A 21,156-nucleotide genomic window follows, 5' to 3' on the forward strand; every position below is an offset into this window, starting at 1 on the left:
CTTACAAATCGTATTTTGGCTGATAACCAATAAAAACTCCATGCTATGAGTAAATATTCTCGTTGCCTGGCAGCTTTATCCTTGCTCTTAATGATTACGATTGCTGCCAGCGCTCAAACCACTATTTCCGGGACCGTACGAAATAGTACAAACAAAGAAATAATCCCTTTCGCCACTGTATCGATTAAAGGCTCAAGTGCCGGTACCTTTACCGATGACAAAGGAAGCTTCAGGCTCACCACTCCCCACGCATTGCCCCTTACTTTAGTTGTTTCTTCTGTAGGATTTTCTGCAAAAGAAGTAGCGGTATCCAGCGCGGGGACCGTTGAAATTGACCTGGAACCCGGTACCAGCCTGGGTGCCGAGGTCGTTGTTTCCGCCAGCCGCGTACCTGAACGCATTCTGGAATCGCCCGTGTCAATTGAACGCATGAATGTAAGCGCCATCCGGTCGTCAGCTGCTCCTAACTACTATGATGGCGTCGCTAACCTGAAAGGTGTCGATCTTACGACATCGAGTTTAACATTCCGCACCATCAGCACCCGTGGTTTTAACGGCAGTGGTAACCTGCGGTTTAACCAGTTGGTGGATGGGATGGATAACCAGGCACCTGGTTTAAATTTCAGCGTAGGTAACATCATTGGTCAAACCGAACTGGATGTTGACAATGTGGAATTGTTACAAGGTGCTTCTTCAGCCCTGTATGGTTCAGGTGGCATGAATGGCACGCTGCTGATGAACAGTAAAAGTCCATGGAAATACCAGGGGCTTAGCTTCCAGGTAAAACAAGGGTTTATGCATTTTAACGATCCTGCCCAGGACAATGCCACCCCGTATTACGACTGGTCGCTTCGTTATGCAAAAAAGATCGGTGAAAGATTTGCGTTCAGAATTTCCGGCCAGTTTGTAAAAGCCGATGACTGGCAGGCCACCGATTACCGCAACCTGAATAGAAATAATGTATTCAGTGAATTGAAACAGGGCGATCGTACATCGGACCCTAACTATGATGGGGTGAATGTATTTGGCGATGAAGCCAGTGCCAGTATGCAGGCATTCGCCCAGGCAGTACGGGCCCAGGTGAGTGCTACTCCTGGAACTGCCCCTGCTTTGGCTGGTCTCGATTTGCAGATCGCAAGTGGCAGATCTCCGCAGGAAATTGCTGCCGCCTGGGCTGCCAATCCTGCATTGGCTCCCTATGCTACTTATCTGCCCTTCTTAATACCTACCAGTAGCGCACCCAATAATAAATATACAAACACGTATGGCACACAAAATGTAAGCCGCACGGGATACAATGAAAAAGACCTGGTTGATTATAATACTTACAATGTAAAAGTATCCGGTGAATTGCGTTATAAAATATCAGAAAACACGGAAGCCATATTTATGGGTAACTGGGGAACCGGTACTACCGTGTATACCGGGGCCGACCGGTACAGCATCAAAAACCTGAAAATGGGTCAGTATAAACTGGAAGTAAAAAGTAAAAACTGGTTTTTACGTGGTTATACCATCCAGGAAAATTCGGGTGATGCCTATACCGCAACTACCGCAGCTGTGGCTATTAACCGGGCCTGGAAAACTGATCAGGACTGGTTTCAACAATACACCGGGACTTATGGTGCTGCTGTACTGGGCATATTACCCGGTGCTGGTGGTATACCATTACCCCCTGCAACGGCATTTACTACTGCGAGAACCGTAGCCGATGCCGGCCGGTTATTACCTGGCACACCTGAATACAATAATGCATTGAATGATGCTGCCAATAAATCAATCAGTAAAGGAGGTGCAAAATTCGAAGATGCATCAGATATGTATCATTTCGAGGGCCAGTATAATTTTTCGGAACATATAAAATTTGCAGAGGTACTGGTGGGCGCCAGTTACCGGTTGTATTCATTGAATTCCCACGGGACCATCTTTGCTGATACCACCGGTAGAATTGGTATTAGTGAAGTAGGTGGTTATGCGCAGGTATCTAAATGGGTGGTTGACGACCTTTTGAAATTAACAGTATCGGGCCGGTACGATAAGAATGAAAACTTTAAGGGTCGATTTACCCCACGCGCCACAGCCCTGATAAAAGTGGCGAAAGACAACAGCTTCCGTTTGTCATACCAACAGGCGTATCGTTTCCCTTCTACACAAGACCAATGGATCAATCTGAAAACACCTGCGAGTGTGCTCATTGGTGGTATGCCCGATTTTTATACTTTCTATCATTTCGATGCCAGTCCGGCGTATACTGCTGAAAGCATTGTTAAATACAGAACTACCGGAAATCAGAATGACCTGGTAGTAGCAGATTTTGGTACGCTGAAACCTGAAATTGCTAATTCCTACGAAGTTGGTTATCGTGGTCTTTTGACCAAAAACCTGTTGGTAGATGCATATGGTTATTACAGCCGTTATCAGGACTTTTTGGGCCGTAAAGCAGTAGGAAGGTCTGTGGGCGGAAGTACGAATAAACAATTTCTGTTAAGTCCGTTCAGTACCGATAACTATTCATTTATCTCAAACTCACAAGATATCGTGAAAGCCATAGGCTGGGGAGTAAGCGTAAATTATAACCTGCCAAAAGGCTATCAATTCGGGGTGAACGTATCGGGCGATCAATTGCAGGATGTTCCTGATACCCTGGTAACCTTCTTCAATACACCCAAGGTGCGATTCAACGTTACTTTTGGCAATGAAAAGGTGAATAATTCCAACTGGGGCTTTAATATCCTGTATCGCTGGCAGGATGAAATGTTGTGGCAGGGAACCTTTGGAACAGGCGAAGTAAAAGCATTTGGTTCACTGGATGCCCAGGTTAACTACCGTCTGCAAAAGATCAAAAGCATGATCAAACTCGGCGCTACCAATTTATTGAACAAGTACTATACCACTGCCTTTGGCAACCCAAGTGTAGGCGGTTTGTACTATGTGAGCTTTGGGTATAATGTGTTTTAAGAAATAAAGCTTCTAATAATAAGAGGAGGCAGTCAATTGACTGCCTCCTCTTATTTTTCTAATTGCCTCATAACCTTTTGATTTTAAACATTCCACTCACTGAAGTGAAGGTTTCCAAACCATTTTGATATCCTGCCTTACCGGCGGAAAACGTGCCAATAATATATTCTCCCTTGTTGCCGAAAGCGGCTAAGTATACACCGCCGGGGCTATCATGCCATCCATTTATATTAGACCATACTGATTTGTAAACCGTATTTACGCCGTTTACCTTAACTGTATAAGTTAGTTCTACATCGTTGTTGTAATTCCATCCCAGCGTGTCTGCAACATTGCCTTTAAAAATGAGCTCTATCCTTTTGGAATTTTGCGCATCTCCTTCCGCGTCATGTACCGATATATGTGTTACGTTTTTTGCTGCATCATAAATAGCCTGGGGCGCTTTGGTAAGCACGTATGATCCGGAACCAGGACCGGCAGCTGCCTTTACAATCACTGCTTCATTTGAAACAATGGTAATATTCGAAACCAGGTACAATTTGCCTTTGCCGGGTATGTTTAACTCGGCAGATACCGATACCGGATTACGGGTTGGCTCCATGTTGGGCGCCGAATAGATAGCAGAATTGCCATGGGGCGAGAGTGTGCCGTCGCCTGATTTTATCCATGTCTTTACATATTTTTCGGGAATTTCTTTTGGCGCAGGAAGCGGCATAACAAGGTCTTCGCCTTCCAATGGTATGGGAACAAACAGGTCTTCACCTGCAACATACACGTTAAGCTTTACAAATTTACCGGTTTCTATAACCGTGTCTTCCGGGGTCATCTCCAACCCTCTGAACACGTTCCAGTCGCTAAAATGCCTGGTAAGGGTCGATATGGTTTTTGTGGTTGTATCAACGGTGGTGGCGCGTTTAGCCTGCCAGATACCTTGTTCATCCTGGTAAGAAATACCCAGAAACCCAGGTGCGCTGTTTGATACATCGTTTTCGCTGTATGAAAAGGTAATTTTAACTGGTTTGGTAAATTGTACATTATGGGGAGTGATCCGATAAGCATTGTTCACCCCATGGGGCCCGTTATTGGAAATAGGCTGAACCGTTATTTGCTGGTCTGTAGTAAATGCACCCGCCGGTACCTCAATGGTAAGCCGGCCGTCAATGCTGCTGATACTTCCGCCTGAGCTTCCTATAAACTTACTGACAGGCGTACCGGCTGGCAAACCAACAACGGTAACCAATCCTTCCTCTTTACTATTATTGCTGTCAATGCCGTCCTGACCTTTTTTGCAGGCCGAAAAACAAACAGCGGCTAAAAAGCCGAACAAGAATGTCTTTTTCATTTGAATGATGAAATGTAATTGGTATTTAATTGAACGCAGTAAAAGTAAGATGGAAGGGAAAGCTAATCCAGGGGCTTCTGCATGAACCGAAACAAGCTTGCAATCAATTGATCATCGGGTAGCATCAATTGATTGCAAGCTATCTTTTAAAGCTATTGGTGAAAAGAAAGGCTATTTTGGCTTCTACTCCGTTCTCAAACTTTTTACCGGATTGGCAATAGCCGCTTTTATAGATTGAAAACTGATGGTAAGTACGGCAATTAAAACGGCCACAATACCAGCTATCGGAAAGATCCACCAGCTGATGGTTACCCGGTATTCATAATCCTGCAGCCACGTATGCATTACCCACCAGGCCAGCGGAAATGCTACCAGGCAGGATACCACAACCAGTTTCAAAAAATCCTTTGACAACAGGGTAGTGATGTTGCTTATAGAAGCCCCCAGTACTTTTCTTACCCCGATTTCTTTCCTTCTTCGTTCTGTAGCATACGAAGCCAGTGCGAATAAACCTAAACAGGAAATAAAAATGGCCAGTATGGCAAACGTCCTCGATAGCTTGCTGACTAACTCTTCACTCAGGAACATGCGATTAAACTGATCATCTACAAACGTATACGTGAAAGGATAGATAGGGTTATAACCTTTTATGATCATTTCTACTTTTACCAGTGCTTTTTCAATATCGGCCTGCGGTTTAAACCGGATATACATCCGGGTGGTATTTTGGGGCTGGTTATAGTAAAACATCACCGGGTCTGGTTTGGCATACATGTCGTTATATACGTAATCATTAACAACCCCAACGACCTCGGCGGTCAAGGCACTGGTATCATCTTTGAACCAGAGCCTTTTGCCCAGGGCGCTTCCCTTGCCCATCAGTTTTTCAAGGGATTGGGTAATGACAATATTGATTGGTTTTTTTGCTACTATGCTGTCAGTTTCTTTTATGTCCCGCCCTTCCTGCAGGGTGATGCCTGTTGTTTGAAAGAATTCCGAGCTTATACCCCGTTGGGAGATTAAGAAATTGGCTGTTGAAGGTTTTCCCTCCCAGGTAAGACCACTCGTATTGTTGCCCCCATCTATAGTAACATAGTCGCTTAAGGCAACATTATCAATCATGCCGGTATTTAAAAGGTCCTGTTTAATAGCTGTGTAATGCTGCGCTATATTACCTACTGCATCTGTTTGCAGAAGGTTATTTTTATTGAACCCAAGATTTCTGCTTTTTACATGTTGGATCTGTTGAAAAATAATAATGGTGCTGATAATAAGGATGATGGAAGTGGAGAATTGCAGCACAACCAGCCCTCTTCTAATCAATTCCGCACTTCCAGCTTTATTTTTTATTCCCTTTATAACAAATACGGGGTTGAAATAAGACAGGTAGAAGGCAGGGTAACTGCCGGAAAGCAATCCGCAGATCAATATTATGACTAACAGGGCAAGTATATGCACAGGACTACCCATGTGCAATTGTAAATTTTTCTGCACCAGTATATTGAAAGCCGGCAGGGTAAGTGCCATGATCAGGATAGCAATTACACCGGCAAGTAAAGCCATTACCAGGGCTTCTCCCAGGAATTGAAAAACAAGATCCCGCTTACCTGAACCCAATACTTTTCTGATGCCAACTTCTTTGGCTCTTTTTTCGCTTCTGGCCGTTGAAAGGTTCATAAAGTTGATACAGGCTATCAACAGAATGATGGTTGCAATAATAGAAAACAAACGAACATATTCAATGCGGCCTCCGCCGGTTTGTACACCATTATCGAATTTATTATACAGCCGCCAGTCGGTCATGCTGAATAAAAAGGGACGGGCCAAAGAACTGGGGACCCTCTTTTGAATGAAATTGTATAAGAGTTTGTTTACTGTTGCCGGTTGACTGCCGGGTTTCAATTCAATATAGGTGCTGATGGAATTGCTACTCCAGTTTTTCAGAAAATCGTTTTGTTGAAAATAGATGTCAAACGGAGCTACCCAGTCAAATTGCAGGGTGGAGCTTTCAGGCAGATCTTTTAAAACACCACTCACTATATAATCCTGTTTGTTATTTACTCTTATGGTCCTGCCCATTACCTGCTTAACAGTACCAAAACATTTTATGGCTGCCTTTTCGGTAATAACCAGGGAATGCAGCTGTTTAAATGCGGTTGCTGCATTACCCTGTTTGAAAGGCAGCGTGAACATGCTGAACAAGGATTGTTCTGCAAACACACCATTCGAATACAACGACTTGTCACCTATACTAAGGAGATACGAAGAATTATCCTGTGAGGCACGGCAGGTATTGGCAATACCTGGAATTTCGGCCTGCATGGCCGGGCCTAATAGTCCGGGCGTGCTCCAGAAGGTGGCCGTATAGGTATCGTATTTCTGATTCTCACGAACGAAATACAAGCGGTCTTTCTTTTCATGGAACTGGTCCCAGCTTAATTCATCTTCTACCCATAAAAAAATAAGGGCAGCACAGGCGATGCCTACCGACAGGCCGAAAATGTTCAGAAAGCTATAGGTCTTGTTCCGCCAGAAATTACGGAGCGCTGTTTTAAAAAAGGTAATGAGCATGTTGGTGCCGCTTTCCCATCGACCTTCCAGTAACATGCCAAGGTAAATAGTGTTGATTTACAATGGGGTAGATGCCGTAAATAGTTATGGGTGTTCATTTTTGATACATAAACTGTTCGCCTGTAACACAAAAGTGCCACCTGTTTGTAAACAGATGACACTTTTGTTCTATGTAATCATTTTTGTCGCTTAACTCTTCAACATAATATTCTTCACCTCCTGCACACACTCCAGGTGCTGGCCGGTAAAACGTTCCTGCCAGGCAAGCCCCATTTGTTTCAGGTCAAAATGTTTTACAATGGTGCCAACAGAGCCTGTCTGACCATTGTCTTCCTGTTTGTAACCTACGATATAGATCGAATCGGCCAGTTCTACTGCCAGTTCAATATCATGCGTGCTGAACATGATGGTATTCAGTTCATGGCTTTGGTTGATCAGTTGAAATGCTTTTTTAACGTTCTCAATATTACCGATATCCAAACCAGAGAATGGTTCATCCAGCACCATATAATGACCTGAACTAAGCAATTGTTCCAGGATAGCGGTACGTTGCCGTTGACCACCCGATAAAAAGTTAGGGAATTGGTCTTTGCAGTTGGTCAAACCCCAGTCGTTCAGGTATTGCGTGATCTTTTCATCCTTTTCCTGTTTCGATAAAGTGGTTTTGCGCAAAGCAAACAGCAAGGTATTGTAAACGGTTTTATGGCGGAACAGGGTGTATTTCTGGTTTACAAAACCAACATCGCCTTCCTGTACCTGTTTGGCAGGTTGTTGTCCATCGGTAACGGGCTTCGACAGATCAGGGATCAGGACACGGCCGGTGGCAGGTTTTTCCATACCGGTAAGGGCGCGGAACAGGGTTGATTTTCCCCGGCCGGAGCGACCCAGGAAAGCAATGATCTGCCCCTGCTGCCTGTTCGGCCGTACGGTATCTTTTTCACTAAGGTTAATATCGCGGATGATCACTCTGTCGCCATAGGAAACACTCAGGTTTTCTACATGCAGGATGACGCCTTTTTGTTCGTAGGCGGCGGGTGCTGTTGTTTCCATATTAGAAGGTTGAGTACTTGAATAATGATTTACGGGTTACACGAAGGAGCCAGTCGAGCAACAGACCTACCAGTAAGATCACCAGCTGTAAGGCTACAATACGCCCGTGGTTCATGAATTTGTCGCTGTTCTTGATCAGTACACCCAGGCCGCCGGCGGCCACCAGGATCGATTCTACGGTTACCAGCATCATCCAGGTCATGGCCAGGTTCTGACGCAGCACATCAATCACATAATCCAGGCGTCCTTTGATGACCACTTCCCACAACACCTCCCATCGGCTGCATTTAAGCGAACGGGCATGGTCAATTTCATCGGCGGGCACATCTTTTAAAACGGCCAGCAGGGAAGTGATAAAGTACAAACTCATGAATATTACCAATACACTGATCTGCATGGTACGGGCATTGCTCACCAGCATGGCCAGGTAAAAAGTAATACCCGTCAATGGCAGGTAGCGCAATTTACTCAGGGTGTTTGCCAGCGGTTGCAAAGCGGGCAGGGGAGAAATGTATACCAGTATCAAAGAAAACAGGATAGAATAAATAGTGGCCTGCAGACAAAGTGCCAGAGAGCTGCCTACGTGAACAACCAATCCTTCCTGGTACAGTGACAGAAAACCGTCCCATACCTGTGCGGGTGTTGGAAATAAATGTTTGCTGCCTGAGGTGGACACAAACCAGTAAACGATCAGCAGCGCTATCCAAACCGCGAAAATGATATACCGCTCGTTGCGGGCGACGGTTTCAAATGGCCTGAACCAGCTTTTAAGTTTCATAAGATATATAAGCGTAAGGCTAAATAAAAGGGTAGGTCCTTTTGGAAACCTACCCTCTATATAATTTGATTATTTAAGAAGCGTAACCACAACCCGGCGGTTTTTTGCTTTACCGGCTGGGGTGCTGTTGTCGGCAACAGGCTCATCCTGTCCTTTGCCATCAATTTTCTGGAAACGGGTGGCTGGAATTCCTTTCTGGATCAGGAAATTCTTTACTGCCTCGGCACGCGCAGTGGATAAGGCATAGTTGCCATCCTGGGTGCCGCTATTATCAGTATGGCCTACCAGTTCCAGTTTTGAATCTTCCGCCTGGATCAACAGGTTATAGATCTGGTCCAACACATCTTTGGCTTCAGGACGAATAGAGGCTCTGCCTGATTCAAAATTGATGTGCCATTCGCCAGAGGCCATTACACTGGTGGCTTTTTTAGAATAGTCAGTGGTATAGGTGGTGCCGGCATCAATATCTTTAACCAGTTTCAGGTAAGTGGTATTAACCGCCTCTTCGTAAGGCACAATACGTTTAACGTTCTGGTTAAATCCGCCCGGGTTCAGTTCTTTCAGGTAACGCGATACCTGGTCGTACATGGCTTTATAACGGTTGGTACCATCTGAAATACCAAAGTACTGATTGGCATCTGCCAGATTGAAAACACGGGAACCTCCCATATTATAGGAAACGCCATTTTTCTCCCCCTGTTGGCCTTTGAACATATTGTACCAGTAATCACCATTTTCCTGTTTAAAATTCTGTGCGGCGGCTTCAGCTGCCTTTTTACGCCAGTTGTCGTATTGTTTCATTTGGTTGGTGGCCTGGTAAGTGGCTTTGAAAATACTGGCTACCAGCTGCTGGTTGGCATCTGCCCATTGTTTCAGTCCAATTACTGCAGTAGGCATCTGGTTGTTGAATTCTTTGGTAGAAACAACATCAGTAAAGCCACTCAGGGCATCGAATGCCATTTTATCGCCAGGCGTCCAGGTAGCGCAACCATCAATTTTTTTATTGATCGTTTTACCGGTAAGTTTTCCGCCTTTAACTTCTTTCAAAGGAACGGTATAACCTGAGTTCTGTGATTTGATGAGCGCTTTTGACGCTTCAATATAATCGTCATTTTCAGCCGCTATAAAGTTCACGGCTTCCGCATCGTATGTGGTAGGATCAGGATTTACTTTCAGGCCATTGGCAAAAGCATAGTTCACCGCTACCACCCAGTCACCATCTCCAATTACGGTTGAAATAAGGGCGCCTTTCATGGATTGCGGGTTCATTTTCCAGCTTGGTGGTCCGATCACTTTATCTTCACCATAACTGATACCGATAGCGCCCAATACCTGTAACTGGTATTTACCAGGGCCATATTTATCATCGATCGCCTGTTGGGCCGAACTGATATAAAACGGAGAACCATCTCCCATGATCATGATGGCGGCTACCCCTTCTTTAGGAGTATCATTTCCTTTGTCGAACTCATCAATAAATTTCATTTGCTGGTTGCGCAATTCAGACAACCAGTCCTGGCGGATCAATTCCAGGTTTACGCCGTTCTTTTCCATCATGGAACCTTTGGTGGTTTTTGAACCGCCATTGGCCACAATAATGCCCGATTGTGCATTCCAGGCATAACCGGCTATGCGTATCAATGGTTTGCTGGCTACTTCAGAAGAAGCTTCTGCCTGTGGCAGCGGCAACTCTGCTGAAGTAGTTACATTATTTACATCTTTGTCAGAAACATCCAGTTTTTCAAGCGATTTGGATTCATCCACCCGCAAGCCTGGGCTCAAAAAATAAACGGCACTACCAATAGCACCGGCTACTAATACCGTGATCAGGGCCTTTGAAAAAAAGGTGAGGTTAGACCATTTCATGTGTTATTCAGTATGTTGGTTGAATTAATTAAAAGATATCCCCGAAGCCTTTGCTTTCGATCTTATCTTCCTGGGTTAATTTGTAATTGGGGTTGCTGTATTTTTTTGATTCGGGAACATTATAATTGTCAGTCTTGATCTGATCGGCCAGTTTATCGAGTTTGGAATACAGCTCGTCGCTGTCCATGGAGTACTGGCTGGTGAGTGTATCCAGATCGAGCAGATTTTCTTTGGTAGTGGCCAGATCCAACTCGATGGTATTGGTAACTACATCCAATGCATATTCCAGTTCCCATCCTTTGGTGAACAGCATGGCCGATTTGGCCTGCTCGGTGGCGTCACGGGCAGCCTGGGCAAAGGCGTATTCCTTTTTCAGCATATCAATGCTCACTTCAAAATCGGCGATCTTTATTTCCATGGCGGTGTCAACCATGTTCAATTTACGGTCTAACTTGCCAATCACATGCGCCCGGCTGCCGTACTTACGTACCAAACCGGTACTTTGGTTCAGCATATGGCTTACACGCTGCGCCTCGCTCAGCGTTTTCATGAGATTGGTTTGGTGGTCAACATATTCATCAGAATCTTTCGCCGCCTCACCCATACGCGCATCCATTTCCTGCATTTTGGTTTTGGTGGTTTCTGCTTTTGATTGCAATACCAACACTTTATCCTGGTATTCTTTTGCTTCCTTTTCAGCTTTCATCGACTCACTTTCCATGTTCGATTTAATAGCCTTGATCTTTGCCTTGGCTTCTTTAAACCGGTCCCGGTTCTGCATCATCTTTTCCTTTTGCTCCTGGAGTTCGCCAAACGGATCGTATTTGATCAGCATTTTGTGAAAAGCCCGGGCAAGCTTTTTCATGGCTTTAATAATCACCGGTAACATGATGAAGAAAGCGATCACCAGTACACCGGCAGCAATGGCGCCTAAGACCTGGCCGATCCAGGTAAATACGATGGGCAGAATAAACTGATATAACCCCCATGCAATAGTGCCGATTAATACCAGCGCTATGATGGTGGCGATCCCTTTTTCTCCTTTCCGCCAGTTCTTGGGGTTTAACGTGATCTGGTTTTGGTCGAAATGCTTGAGAATAGGCAGCTCAAGCACCTTATTGGATTCGGTTGACATTCTTATAGTTTTAAAAATTGTTAGGCTTTAATATATTTCAGGATCCCTTCTTTGATAGAATTGAGCTTGTCGATGCTTACTTTCCGGGCCGTATCGTTGGCCATTAATTTTTCGCGGATGGCTTTTTCCTGTGGGGTGAAAGTTTCGTCTGTTTTAGCAAGCGCTGCTCTCTTTTGACTAATGTCTGCTTCCAGTTGCTGCAATTCGGCGCGAAGCTGCGTGATGCGCGCAGCCGCGGCATCTATTTCCCTTTGCAACTTATCTTTATCGGTATTCTTTTTTTCCTGAAGGGCGCTTAACTTTTGATTGCCCTGGCCTACGTACTGCCCGTGTACCTCGTTTATTTTACTGATATAAAACTCGGCATCGGTCATCAGCTTTTGTGTTGTGATGGTTTTGTCGAGCGACTTGGCCATTTGGTAAGCTAACTGGTAGGTATTTTCGTTAGCATGCCCGATGCTGCTGATGGCTTTGTAGAACTCATAAAAATCATAGCCGGGCATGTTGATGGAATCAAGGCCTGATTCGTATACATCCAACACTTCCTTTACTACCGGATCGATGGCCGCTGTACCAAAATTGGTTTGCGCCGGTAGTGTATCGGCAACAGGAAACGAAAAAGATTCCGTTGAATCTTTTTTGGGCGTCTCTTTTTGGGTAGGTTCAGTTTCGGATCCGGTTTCTTTTACAAACAGGCTCTTCCAGTTCTTTATCATGGATAATAAGGGTTTTACGTAAGGTCTTTTAAAAGGATCAACATTGTTTTATGGTTGATCTATCATACAAACAGGATCAGCTGTTCATAAATACCCTGTATTTACAAACAACCATTTCCCTACTTAAATATGCCTTTTCTGGTAACTAGCGATGCAATGTAAACTTTACAAATATACGGCATGCGTATTCAAAACGCACTGAATTACGGTTTATTGTAATGTGTGGGCGGCTTCTCGCTACATCATACTGGCCGCTACCAACTCTGCAACATCGAATACCTTAACGGTATCTTCTTTTTCCTTTTGTTTCACCCCATCGGTCAACATGGTATTGCAAAACGGACAGGCCGATGCCACTATGCCCGATTCGGTGCTCAATGCTTCCTGTATGCGCTCCTGGTTAATGCGCAGGTTGCCTTTTTCTTCTTCCTTGAACATTTGCGCGCCACCGGCACCACAGCACAAACCTTTGGTTCGGCAACGTTTCATTTCAACCAGTTCCGCATCCAGCGCTTCCAGCACTTTGCGCGGCGCTTCGTAAATATCGTTTGCGCGGCCCAGGTAACAGCTATCGTGGTAGGTGATGCGTTTTCCTTTAAAAGCACCGCCTTCTTTCAGGGTTATTTTGCCCTCGTCGAGCAACTGTTGTAAAAAGATAGTATGGTGAATTACTTCATAATTACCGCCCAGTTCGGGATATTCATTTTTGAGGATGTTAAAACAGTGTGGGCATGCCGTTACTATTTTTTTGATGCCATAATTATTCAGGGTTTGAATATTCTGGTAGGCCATCATCTGGAACATAAATTCATTTCCGGCCCGGCGGGCAGGGTCGCCAGTACAACACTCTTCTTTACCCAATACGGCAAAATTGATCCCAACTTTGGTAAGAATGGTTGCAAAAGCTTTAGTGATCTTTTGCGCCCGTTGATCAAAACTTCCTGAACAACCAACCCAGAATAAGATTTCCGGCGGGGTGCCAGCGGCAATCATTTCAGCAACAGTTCGTATTTGCATGTGGTATACTGGTTTACGTGCCTCAAATATAAGGTATAAGCCGGCTAATTCATACATATTAACCACCTGTGTATTTGACCGCCATTTTACTGGCAGAACGGCTAAATTTGATAACTTCAAATCCAGAACAACTACATCAACCATGAGAAAAATTATGCTACTACTGGCAGCCCTGATGGGTTTTGCCTTATCCTCATCAGCTCAAAAAAGACCCGAAACAGAACCGGTTCCGCCCAAAGCGGCCAAACCGGCCGATAACAACAATGCCATCCGCCTGGCGCTCGACAGCAGTGTTACCACCTCCAATGCCATCACCATAAAAGGGCAACGCGTACCTTATACGGCAACGGCAGGTACCATTCCTGTATGGGATGAAAATGGCAAGCCGCTGGCGGGGGTGTTTTATACCTATTATGAAAGATCAGATGTAAAAGATCTGTCGGCCCGCCCGCTGGTGATTTCGTTCAATGGCGGCCCGGGTACTTCTTCAGTATGGATGGAGATCGGTTATACGGGACCGCGCATGTTAAAGATCGATGATGAAGGCTATCCCATTCAACCCTATGGATTGCGGGATAACCCGCATTCCATACTGGATGTGGCCGATATCGTATATGTTGACCCGGTAAATACCGGTTTTTCACGGGTGGCCGATAAAGAAATACCCAATTCAACCTTTTTTGGGGTGAATGCCGATATTAAATACCTCGCCGGCTGGATCAGTACTTTTGTAAGCCGGTACAAACGCTGGGCTTCGCCTAAATTTCTCATTGGTGAAAGCTATGGTACCACCCGGGTATCAGGACTGGCACTTGAATTACAAAACAACCAGTGGATGTACCTGAATGGCGTGATCCTGGTTTCGCCCACCGACCTCGGCATCGATCGCAACGGACCGGTTGATGTGGCGCTCAGCCTGCCTTATTATGCGGCCACTGCCTGGTATCACAAAAAATTACCGGCCGATCTGCAAAGCAAAGACCTTACCGCCGTACTGCCCGAAGTAGAAACCTTTACTATAAACGAACTGTTGCCCGCACTGGCCAAAGGTGGCAGCTTATCAGAAGCAGACAGAACAGCCATTGCCGCTAAAATGGCGCGTTATTCGGGTTTGTCGCAACAATTCATAGTGCAGAACAACCTTGAAATAGCAACGGCTGCTTTCTGGAAAGAATTATTACGGGACAAAGGATATACCATTGGCCGGCTCGACAGCCGCTACCTGGGTATTGACCGGAAAGATGCAGGGATGACACCCGATTACAATGCCGAATTGAATTCCTGGCTGCATGCTTTTACCCCGGCCATCAATATGTACCTGCGTGATGAATTGAAGTATAAAACCGACCTGAAGTATTATATGTTTGGCCCGGTTCATCCCTGGGACCGCTCAAACGACCGGACGGGAGAAAACCTGCGGCAAGCCATTGCAGAGAACCCGTTTTTGCATGTATTGGTACAAAGTGGTTATTATGACGGTGCCTGCGACTATTTCAATGCCAAATACAGTTTGTGGCAGATAGATGCCGCCGGTAAATTAAAAGGACGTTTGTCGTGGGAAGGATACCGCAGCGGCCATATGATGTATCTACGAAAGGAAGACCTGGCTACGGCAAATCAGCATTTGCGGGATTTTATTTTGAAAGCGATACCGGGTGATAAACCTGCTAAGTATTAACCAGAATTATTTCGATACTTAAGTGGCATGTTTCAGGTTACAGGTTTCATGTTTCAGGTTTCAGGGGAGCGTTTTCATTCCCTGCAATTGGGAACTTGAAACCTGTAACTATTTACCATGTTCGGAAAGCAACTTCTTTTTCATATAAGCCACTTCTTTAGCTAAACTCTTCTTTTTTGCGCCCCCGATAATAATATCCCGTTCGGGGTTGAGTTTGATCGTAGCGTGTTTATCAGACCATAACCCAATGCTCAGGAGAATGGGCAGCAGATCAATCCCCTTTTCGGTAAGGCTGTAAATGGATCGCTGTTTGTGGAGGCTGTCCTTTTCTTTTTTAATGATCTTTTCTTTTTCCAGCATAGCAAGCCTGTCGGCCAATAAGTTGGTGGCAATGCCTTCGGCAGAAGCCAGGAACTCATTGTAATACCGTTTACCAAAGAAAATGAGGTCGCGGATAATCAGGAGCGTCCACTTATCACCAAAAATTTCAATGCCATAATTTAGTGGGCAATCAGAGCGCATGTCGGTGCTGTTTTTAACCACTTGCAAATATAAAGTAGTTTGACGTATCTTTGCGGCCACTTGTTTTTTGCAAGTGGTTAAAGTCAATATATGAAAAGAGTTGTTATTACCGGCATGGGCGCACTGACGCCCCTCGGCAACAATGTAACCGCTTATATAAAAAGTTTATGGGCGGGAACCAGCGGGGCTGCACCCATCACCCGTTTTAATGCAGAGCGCTTTAGAACAAAGTTCGCCTGCGAGCTGAAGGACTATGATGTTAAAACCCTGCTCGATAAAAACGAAATAAAGAAATCAGACCTGTTTACCCAATATGCCCTGGTGGCAGCCGATGAGGCCATCAAAGATTCCGGCCTCGATTTCAGCACCATGGACCCCTTCGATACCGGGGTGATCTGGGGCTCAGGACAGGGAGGCATGCAAACCTTTGAAGAGCAGGTAGCCGAATATATTGAGGGAGACCGCAACCCACGGTTCAACCCGTTTTTTGTGCCCAAACTGATTGCCAATATGGCTTCGGGCATGATCTCGATCAAATACCGGTTAATGGGCATTAACTATACTACGGTATCGGCTTGCGCCACTTCCAATACCGCTATCATGGATGCCCTCAATTACATCAGGCTGGGCAAAGCCAAGGTGATCATAACCGGCGGATCGGAAGCGCCCATAACAGAAGCCTCCATTGGTGGTTTTTGTGCCATGAAGGCCATGTCGGTACGGAATGATGACCCCGCCACAGGATCAAGACCGTTCGATGTGAACCGCGACGGATTTGTAATGGGCGAAGGAGCCGGCGCTTTGGTATTGGAAGAGTATGAACATGCCCGTAAGCGGGGTGCCAGGATCTATGCAGAAGTGGCCGGTGCAGCTATGACAGCCGACGCCTGGCATATGACCGCTACCCATCCCGAAGGATTGGGCGCTTACCATGGCATGCGACTGGCATTGGAAGATGGTGGGTTAACAGCAGATCAGGTTGATTACGTAAACATGCACGCCACCTCTACACCGGTAGGTGACCTGAGTGAAGTAAATGCTATCATGAAAATGTTTGGCAATAACCTGGATAAAGTGCACCTGAATGCTACCAAATCAATGACCGGCCACTTGTTAGGTGCTGCCGGCGCCATTGAAGCCATCGCTGCTATTGCCAGTATCAATGAAGGACTGATTGCACCTACCATAAATACCGAGGAGCTCGATCCCGAATTACCTAAAGGCATTCAGATCGTAATGAAAGAACCATTGAAGAAAGAAGTGAATGTGGCGATGAGTAATACTTTCGGGTTCGGTGGACATAATGGGATTGTGGTATTTAAGAAGATCTAAGTCGATTATTGGTTGAATAGGTGATGGGAGGGTAAAAGATTCTGAAGTAAGAAATTAGAAATAAGAGGTAAGAAATAAGGGTTCTTCGTATTTCCTACTTCTTATTTTTTTCTTTTTCCTTCATCTGCTATTAACTTTACCCAGCCTGCCTAGTCAAACGATTGCACAAGATTTGTTTTATAAATCATGGCTATGGACTAATTTTCAGGCTTCTTTTATAAAATAGCCGCGGCCATAAGTATGAATTTCTTGCGTGTACCTTTTTTGAATGGCATCGATCAACATACGCCATTACAGCAGATCTCACTGGTGCTGGATGCTGCGCCAAAGCAGCAGCTCGTGTATGTTCCCTGGGCCGAATATCCTTATCACCCCGAAGTACAGTTTTCCATAGCACACAGCAGCGACGCAGTAGTTATAAAATATTTTGTTAAAGAAAAAACCATCCGGGCAGTTAATAATACACTGAACTCGCCGGTGTATAACGACAGTTGCGTGGAGTTTTTTATCGGATTCAATAATGAACGGGCATATTACAATTTTGAGTTCAATTGTATTGGAACGCATTTGATAGGGTATGGAGAAGAGAAAACAAACCGCCACCTGTTACCACATGATGTCAGTCAGCAAATAAAATACAAATCGGTACTTACCAACGACCAGAACCAGCAGAGCATAGGGTGGGAGCTGACCTTATTGATACCCGTAACCGCATTTTATTACCACCACATTCAATCATTAAAAGGGCAGCATTGCGCGGCTAACTTTTATAAATGCGGCGATGAATTGCCCGAACCGCATTTTGTAACCTGGTCGAACATCCAGTGGCCCCAACCGAACTTCCATTTACGCCAGTTTTTTGGCACACTCGAATTTGAGTGAATTTTACACAAATATTTCTTACAGGTATTGACAATCAGATTTCTGCCGCTTATTTTTGCGTGTGCTACGCCGGTAGTCCCATGTCCTATGGGCAAAAAAGTTAATTTGGCTTAAAACTTGCTTACCAACCCCCGGTCAAAATTACCCGTATCTACCCTTTAGCTTAAAAATTCGACTGGAATCCGTTATCCCCTGAGAACAACTTCTCTGAAACATTCATTAAAAAAAATTCCATGCGAAAACTTTTGCTATTAAGCATGTTTTGCCCTGTTATCGCTTTATCGCAACAACGCTTTCATGTAACCTTATCTGGTGGATTGTCAAATTATGCAGGCGATCTGCAAGATCACCGGTTTACCTTACAACAATCAAATTTTGCTTTTGGCGCCGGCATTAAGTACGACATAACGCCCAATCTGGCACTCCGGCTGGCGTATAATCACAGTACTATTGAAGGCGACGATAAAAAAAGCAAAGATCCCGTTTTACAAGCCCGTAACCTGAGCTTCATTACAAGGATCAATGAAGGCAGTTTGCTGGTAGAGTATACGCCGCTGAACATGGAGGATTACAAGATCTCTCCTTTTATTTACAGTGGCGTTGCTGTTTTTCACTTCAATCCTTATGCATATGACTCCATTGGCAGTAAAATTTACCTGAAACCACTGAGTACCGAAGGAGAGGGGCTGGCGCCAGACCGCAAGCCCTATAATTTAACCCAGTTTGCCATTCCCGTTGGCATTGGGGTAAAGTTCAGGATAAATGAAAATACGATTCTGGCCTATGAAGTAAGCGCCCGTAAAACATTTACCGATTACCTGGATGATGTAAGCACCACTTATTTCGATCAGACTGCGTTGGCGCAGGCCCGCGGTCCAAAAGCCGTGGAAATGTCCTACCGGGGCAATGAATTGAAAAATGGCAACCCCACCTATCCCTATAATGGCCAGGTGCGCGGCGGCTCCAGGTACAAAGACTGGTATTATTTTACCGGTTTTACCCTGTACATTGGAATAGGCTCAGGCAATGGAAACGGTGGTCCGTTTAGCCGCGGTACCCGCGGTGGAAGAAATCAGCTGGGATGCCCGAAAGTGTTGTAGGAAATAGTTGGCAGGTTAACAGGTTGACGAGTTAACAAGTTAACAGGTTGATGGCGTTAATCTGGAAGAGCCCGGTTAAATACATGTTATCTGGAAGAAAAGAATCGACTTGATCTTTTCTTCCAGATTTTTCATTTTATCACCCCTGTCAACTCGTCAACTTGCCAACTCGTCAACTTGTTAACTCGTCAACTTATCAACTTATCAACTAACTTTGCCCCCATGTCATATCGTAATCAGCAACATTTTATTGATACACTGGAGCAGGCAGGTGAATTGGTTCGTATCAAAGCCTATGTAGACCCTAAGTTAGAAATAGCAGAAATAACAGATAGGATTAGTAAAACTACGGGTGGCGGAAAAGCCCTCCTGTTTGAAAATACCGGCTACGACTTTCCCGTGCTCATGAATGCCTACGGCAGTGAAAAACGGATGTGTTTGGCCCTGGGTGTAGAACACCTCGACGACGTGGCCCGGGAAATTGAGAATTTATTCAAGTTATTGGCTTCGCCAAAAGAAAGCATTATCGATAAACTGAAGGTATTACCCAAATTATCGCAGTTTGCCTCCTGGATGCCCAAGGTGAAAAGTGGCAGAGGCGCCTGTCAGGAAGTGGTGATGGACAAACCGGATATTTCGAAATTGCCCGTGATCACCTGCTGGCCAAAAGATGGCGGTCCGTTTGTGACCCTGCCCGTAATTCATACCAAGGACCCCAATACCCATACCCGCAATGTAGGCATGTATCGCATGCAGGTGTTTGGACCAACATTAACAGGCATGCACTGGCATAAACATAAGGTAAGTGCCCGTCACTTTAATGAGTATAAAAAGCTGGGCAAACGAATGCCGGTAGCAGTAGCATTGGGTGGTGACCCTGCTTATGCCTATTCAGCAACCGCCCCATTACCGGATAATGTGGATGAATATATGCTCGCTGGTTTTCTGCGGAAGAAAAAAGTAGAGCTGGTGAAATGTATCACACAACCGGAAATAGAAGTACCGGCCGACGCCGATTTTGTAATAGAAGGTTATGTAGATCCCGGCGATGAAATGATCTGGGAAGGTCCGTTTGGCGATCATACGGGTTATTATTCATTGCCCGACTGGTACCCACGTTTTCATATCACCGCTATTACCCATAAAAAAGATGCAGTATATCCCGCCACTATTGTAGGCATTCCACCGCAGGAAGATGCCTGGCTGGGTAAAGCAACAGAACGTATTTTCCTGGCGCCTATAAAAATGACCATGGTGCCCGAAATTGTAGATATGGATATGCCTGTCGAAGGCGTTTTTCACAACCTGGTTATAACAAAGATCAAAAAAGAATACGCCGGCCAGGGACAAAAAGTAATGAATGCCATGTGGGGCGCCGGTCAAATGATGTTTAACAAAATACTGGTGCTGGCCGATGAGGGCGTTAAAATACAGGACTACGCAAAACTGGCGGAATATGTATTCGCCAATATGAACCCGGCTACCGATATTTATTTGTCAACCGGCCCCATGGATGTACTGGACCACAGTTGCAGCAAGCTGGGCTTTGGCGGTAAAATGTGTATTGACGGTACTAAAAAGTTTGATGAAGAGACCGACGACTCCTTCGAGTTCCCGATCTTAAGCAGCCGGTTCGATAAAAAATTACTGCAACAGCAGTTCCCGGAAATACGCGGTGTCAACGATGCATTGCCGGCGATCCACATACCCTGCCTGATCATTTCAGTAGAAAAGAACCGGAAAGGGCACATCCGGGAGCTGCATCAGCAAATATGCAATACCGGTATGATTGAAGGTATAAAAATGATCCTGTATGTAGAGCATACCGTGAATGCCAATGACCTGCCGGTAGCCTTATGGCGTTTCTGTAATAACCTCGATCCCCGCAGGGACAGCATCCTGGTTCAACAACCTTCCCGCCAAATGCCTGGTAAGAATTGGGCCTGCATGGGTTTTGACGGCACTATAAAAACAGCCGCATTAGACGATTTTCAACGCGACTGGCCAAACATCATTGTAGCCGATGATAAAACCATCGCTTCTGTTGATGCCAAATGGAATACACTGGGATTGGGTGAATTGATTCCTTCTCCTTCATTGAAATTTAAAGATCAGATGTACGGCGAAGAAGCAGTAGTTTCTTAGTTATAAGTTGAAAGTTTAAAGCTCAAGGTTGAAAGCCAGGGAAGCCTGAGATCTGTCAACTTTG

General features: G+C 45.2%; 15 protein-coding genes. 6 read left to right on the top strand and 9 right to left on the bottom strand.

Going from position 1 to position 21,156, the window contains the following annotated elements; genetic code table 11:
* Positions 1 to 45 precede the first annotated feature (45 nt).
* Positions 46 to 2,958 (top strand): TonB-dependent receptor, encoded by a 2,913-nt coding sequence (locus tag BMX95_RS26500; RefSeq protein WP_081198042.1) that lies wholly within the window; start codon positions 46 to 48, stop codon positions 2,956 to 2,958.
* 67 nt (positions 2,959 to 3,025) lie between these two features.
* Here the strand turns inward: BMX95_RS26500 and BMX95_RS26505 are convergent, their stop codons facing one another.
* From BMX95_RS26505 to BMX95_RS26540, 8 genes are all read right to left on the bottom strand, one after another.
* Entirely contained in the window at positions 3,026 to 4,300 is a 1,275-nt protein-coding gene (locus BMX95_RS26505) for a hypothetical protein (RefSeq protein ID WP_081198041.1), read from the bottom strand.
* 183 nt (positions 4,301 to 4,483) lie between these two features.
* Positions 4,484 to 6,907: an ABC transporter permease gene (locus BMX95_RS26510; RefSeq protein WP_242673009.1), complete on the bottom strand. Its 2,424-nt coding sequence runs from the start codon at positions 6,905 to 6,907 to the stop codon at positions 4,484 to 4,486.
* A gap of 153 nt (positions 6,908 to 7,060) precedes the next feature.
* Positions 7,061 to 7,921 (bottom strand): ATP-binding cassette domain-containing protein, encoded by an 861-nt coding sequence (locus tag BMX95_RS26515; RefSeq protein ID WP_081198040.1) that lies wholly within the window; start codon positions 7,919 to 7,921, stop codon positions 7,061 to 7,063.
* A 1-nt stretch (position 7,922) separates the two neighbouring features.
* Entirely contained in the window at positions 7,923 to 8,699 is a 777-nt protein-coding gene (locus BMX95_RS26520) for an ABC transporter permease (RefSeq protein WP_081198039.1), read from the bottom strand.
* Positions 8,700 to 8,768: 69 nt separating this feature from the next.
* Positions 8,769 to 10,565: an OmpA family protein gene (locus tag BMX95_RS26525; protein WP_081198038.1), complete on the bottom strand. Its 1,797-nt coding sequence runs from the start codon at positions 10,563 to 10,565 to the stop codon at positions 8,769 to 8,771.
* Between the two features lie 28 nt (positions 10,566 to 10,593).
* Entirely contained in the window at positions 10,594 to 11,700 is a 1,107-nt protein-coding gene (locus tag BMX95_RS26530; RefSeq protein WP_081198037.1) for a hypothetical protein, read from the bottom strand.
* Between the two features lie 20 nt (positions 11,701 to 11,720).
* Positions 11,721 to 12,416: a hypothetical protein gene (locus BMX95_RS26535; protein ID WP_081198036.1), complete on the bottom strand. Its 696-nt coding sequence runs from the start codon at positions 12,414 to 12,416 to the stop codon at positions 11,721 to 11,723.
* A gap of 237 nt (positions 12,417 to 12,653) precedes the next feature.
* Positions 12,654 to 13,433 carry a (Fe-S)-binding protein gene (locus BMX95_RS26540; RefSeq protein WP_081198141.1) on the bottom strand — a complete coding sequence of 260 codons (780 nt, stop codon included), beginning with the start codon at positions 13,431 to 13,433 and terminating at the stop codon, positions 12,654 to 12,656.
* A gap of 142 nt (positions 13,434 to 13,575) precedes the next feature.
* Between BMX95_RS26540 and BMX95_RS26545 the strand changes: the two genes are divergently transcribed.
* Positions 13,576 to 15,111, top strand: coding sequence for a S10 family peptidase (locus tag BMX95_RS26545; RefSeq protein WP_081198035.1), 1,536 nt, complete (start codon positions 13,576 to 13,578; stop codon positions 15,109 to 15,111).
* 108 nt (positions 15,112 to 15,219) lie between these two features.
* On the opposite strand, the gene BMX95_RS26550 is transcribed toward BMX95_RS26545, so the two are convergent.
* Entirely contained in the window at positions 15,220 to 15,633 is a 414-nt protein-coding gene (locus BMX95_RS26550) for a winged helix-turn-helix transcriptional regulator (RefSeq protein WP_081198140.1), read from the bottom strand.
* A gap of 90 nt (positions 15,634 to 15,723) precedes the next feature.
* On the opposite strand from BMX95_RS26550, the gene fabF reads away from it, so the two are divergent.
* The 4 genes from fabF (at position 15,724) to BMX95_RS26570 (ending at position 21,092) form a co-directional block, all read left to right on the top strand.
* Entirely contained in the window at positions 15,724 to 16,965 is a 1,242-nt protein-coding gene (gene fabF / locus BMX95_RS26555; RefSeq protein ID WP_081198034.1) for a beta-ketoacyl-ACP synthase II, read from the top strand.
* Between the two features lie 240 nt (positions 16,966 to 17,205).
* Complete coding sequence (locus BMX95_RS26560) at positions 17,206 to 17,847, top strand: carbohydrate-binding family 9-like protein (RefSeq protein WP_081198033.1); 642 nt, start codon at positions 17,206 to 17,208, stop codon at positions 17,845 to 17,847.
* 233 nt (positions 17,848 to 18,080) lie between these two features.
* A complete protein-coding gene (locus BMX95_RS26565; RefSeq protein WP_081198032.1) occupies positions 18,081 to 18,947 on the top strand; it encodes a DUF6089 family protein in 867 nt (288 codons plus the stop codon).
* Between the two features lie 222 nt (positions 18,948 to 19,169).
* On the top strand, positions 19,170 to 21,092 hold the full coding sequence (locus tag BMX95_RS26570; RefSeq protein WP_081198031.1) for a menaquinone biosynthesis decarboxylase: 1,923 nt from the start codon (positions 19,170 to 19,172) through the stop codon (positions 21,090 to 21,092).
* Positions 21,093 to 21,156 lie beyond the last annotated feature (64 nt).

It is taken from the genome of Niastella yeongjuensis, assembly GCF_900110245.1.
Lineage (GTDB): Bacteria > Bacteroidota > Bacteroidia > Chitinophagales > Chitinophagaceae > Niastella > Niastella yeongjuensis.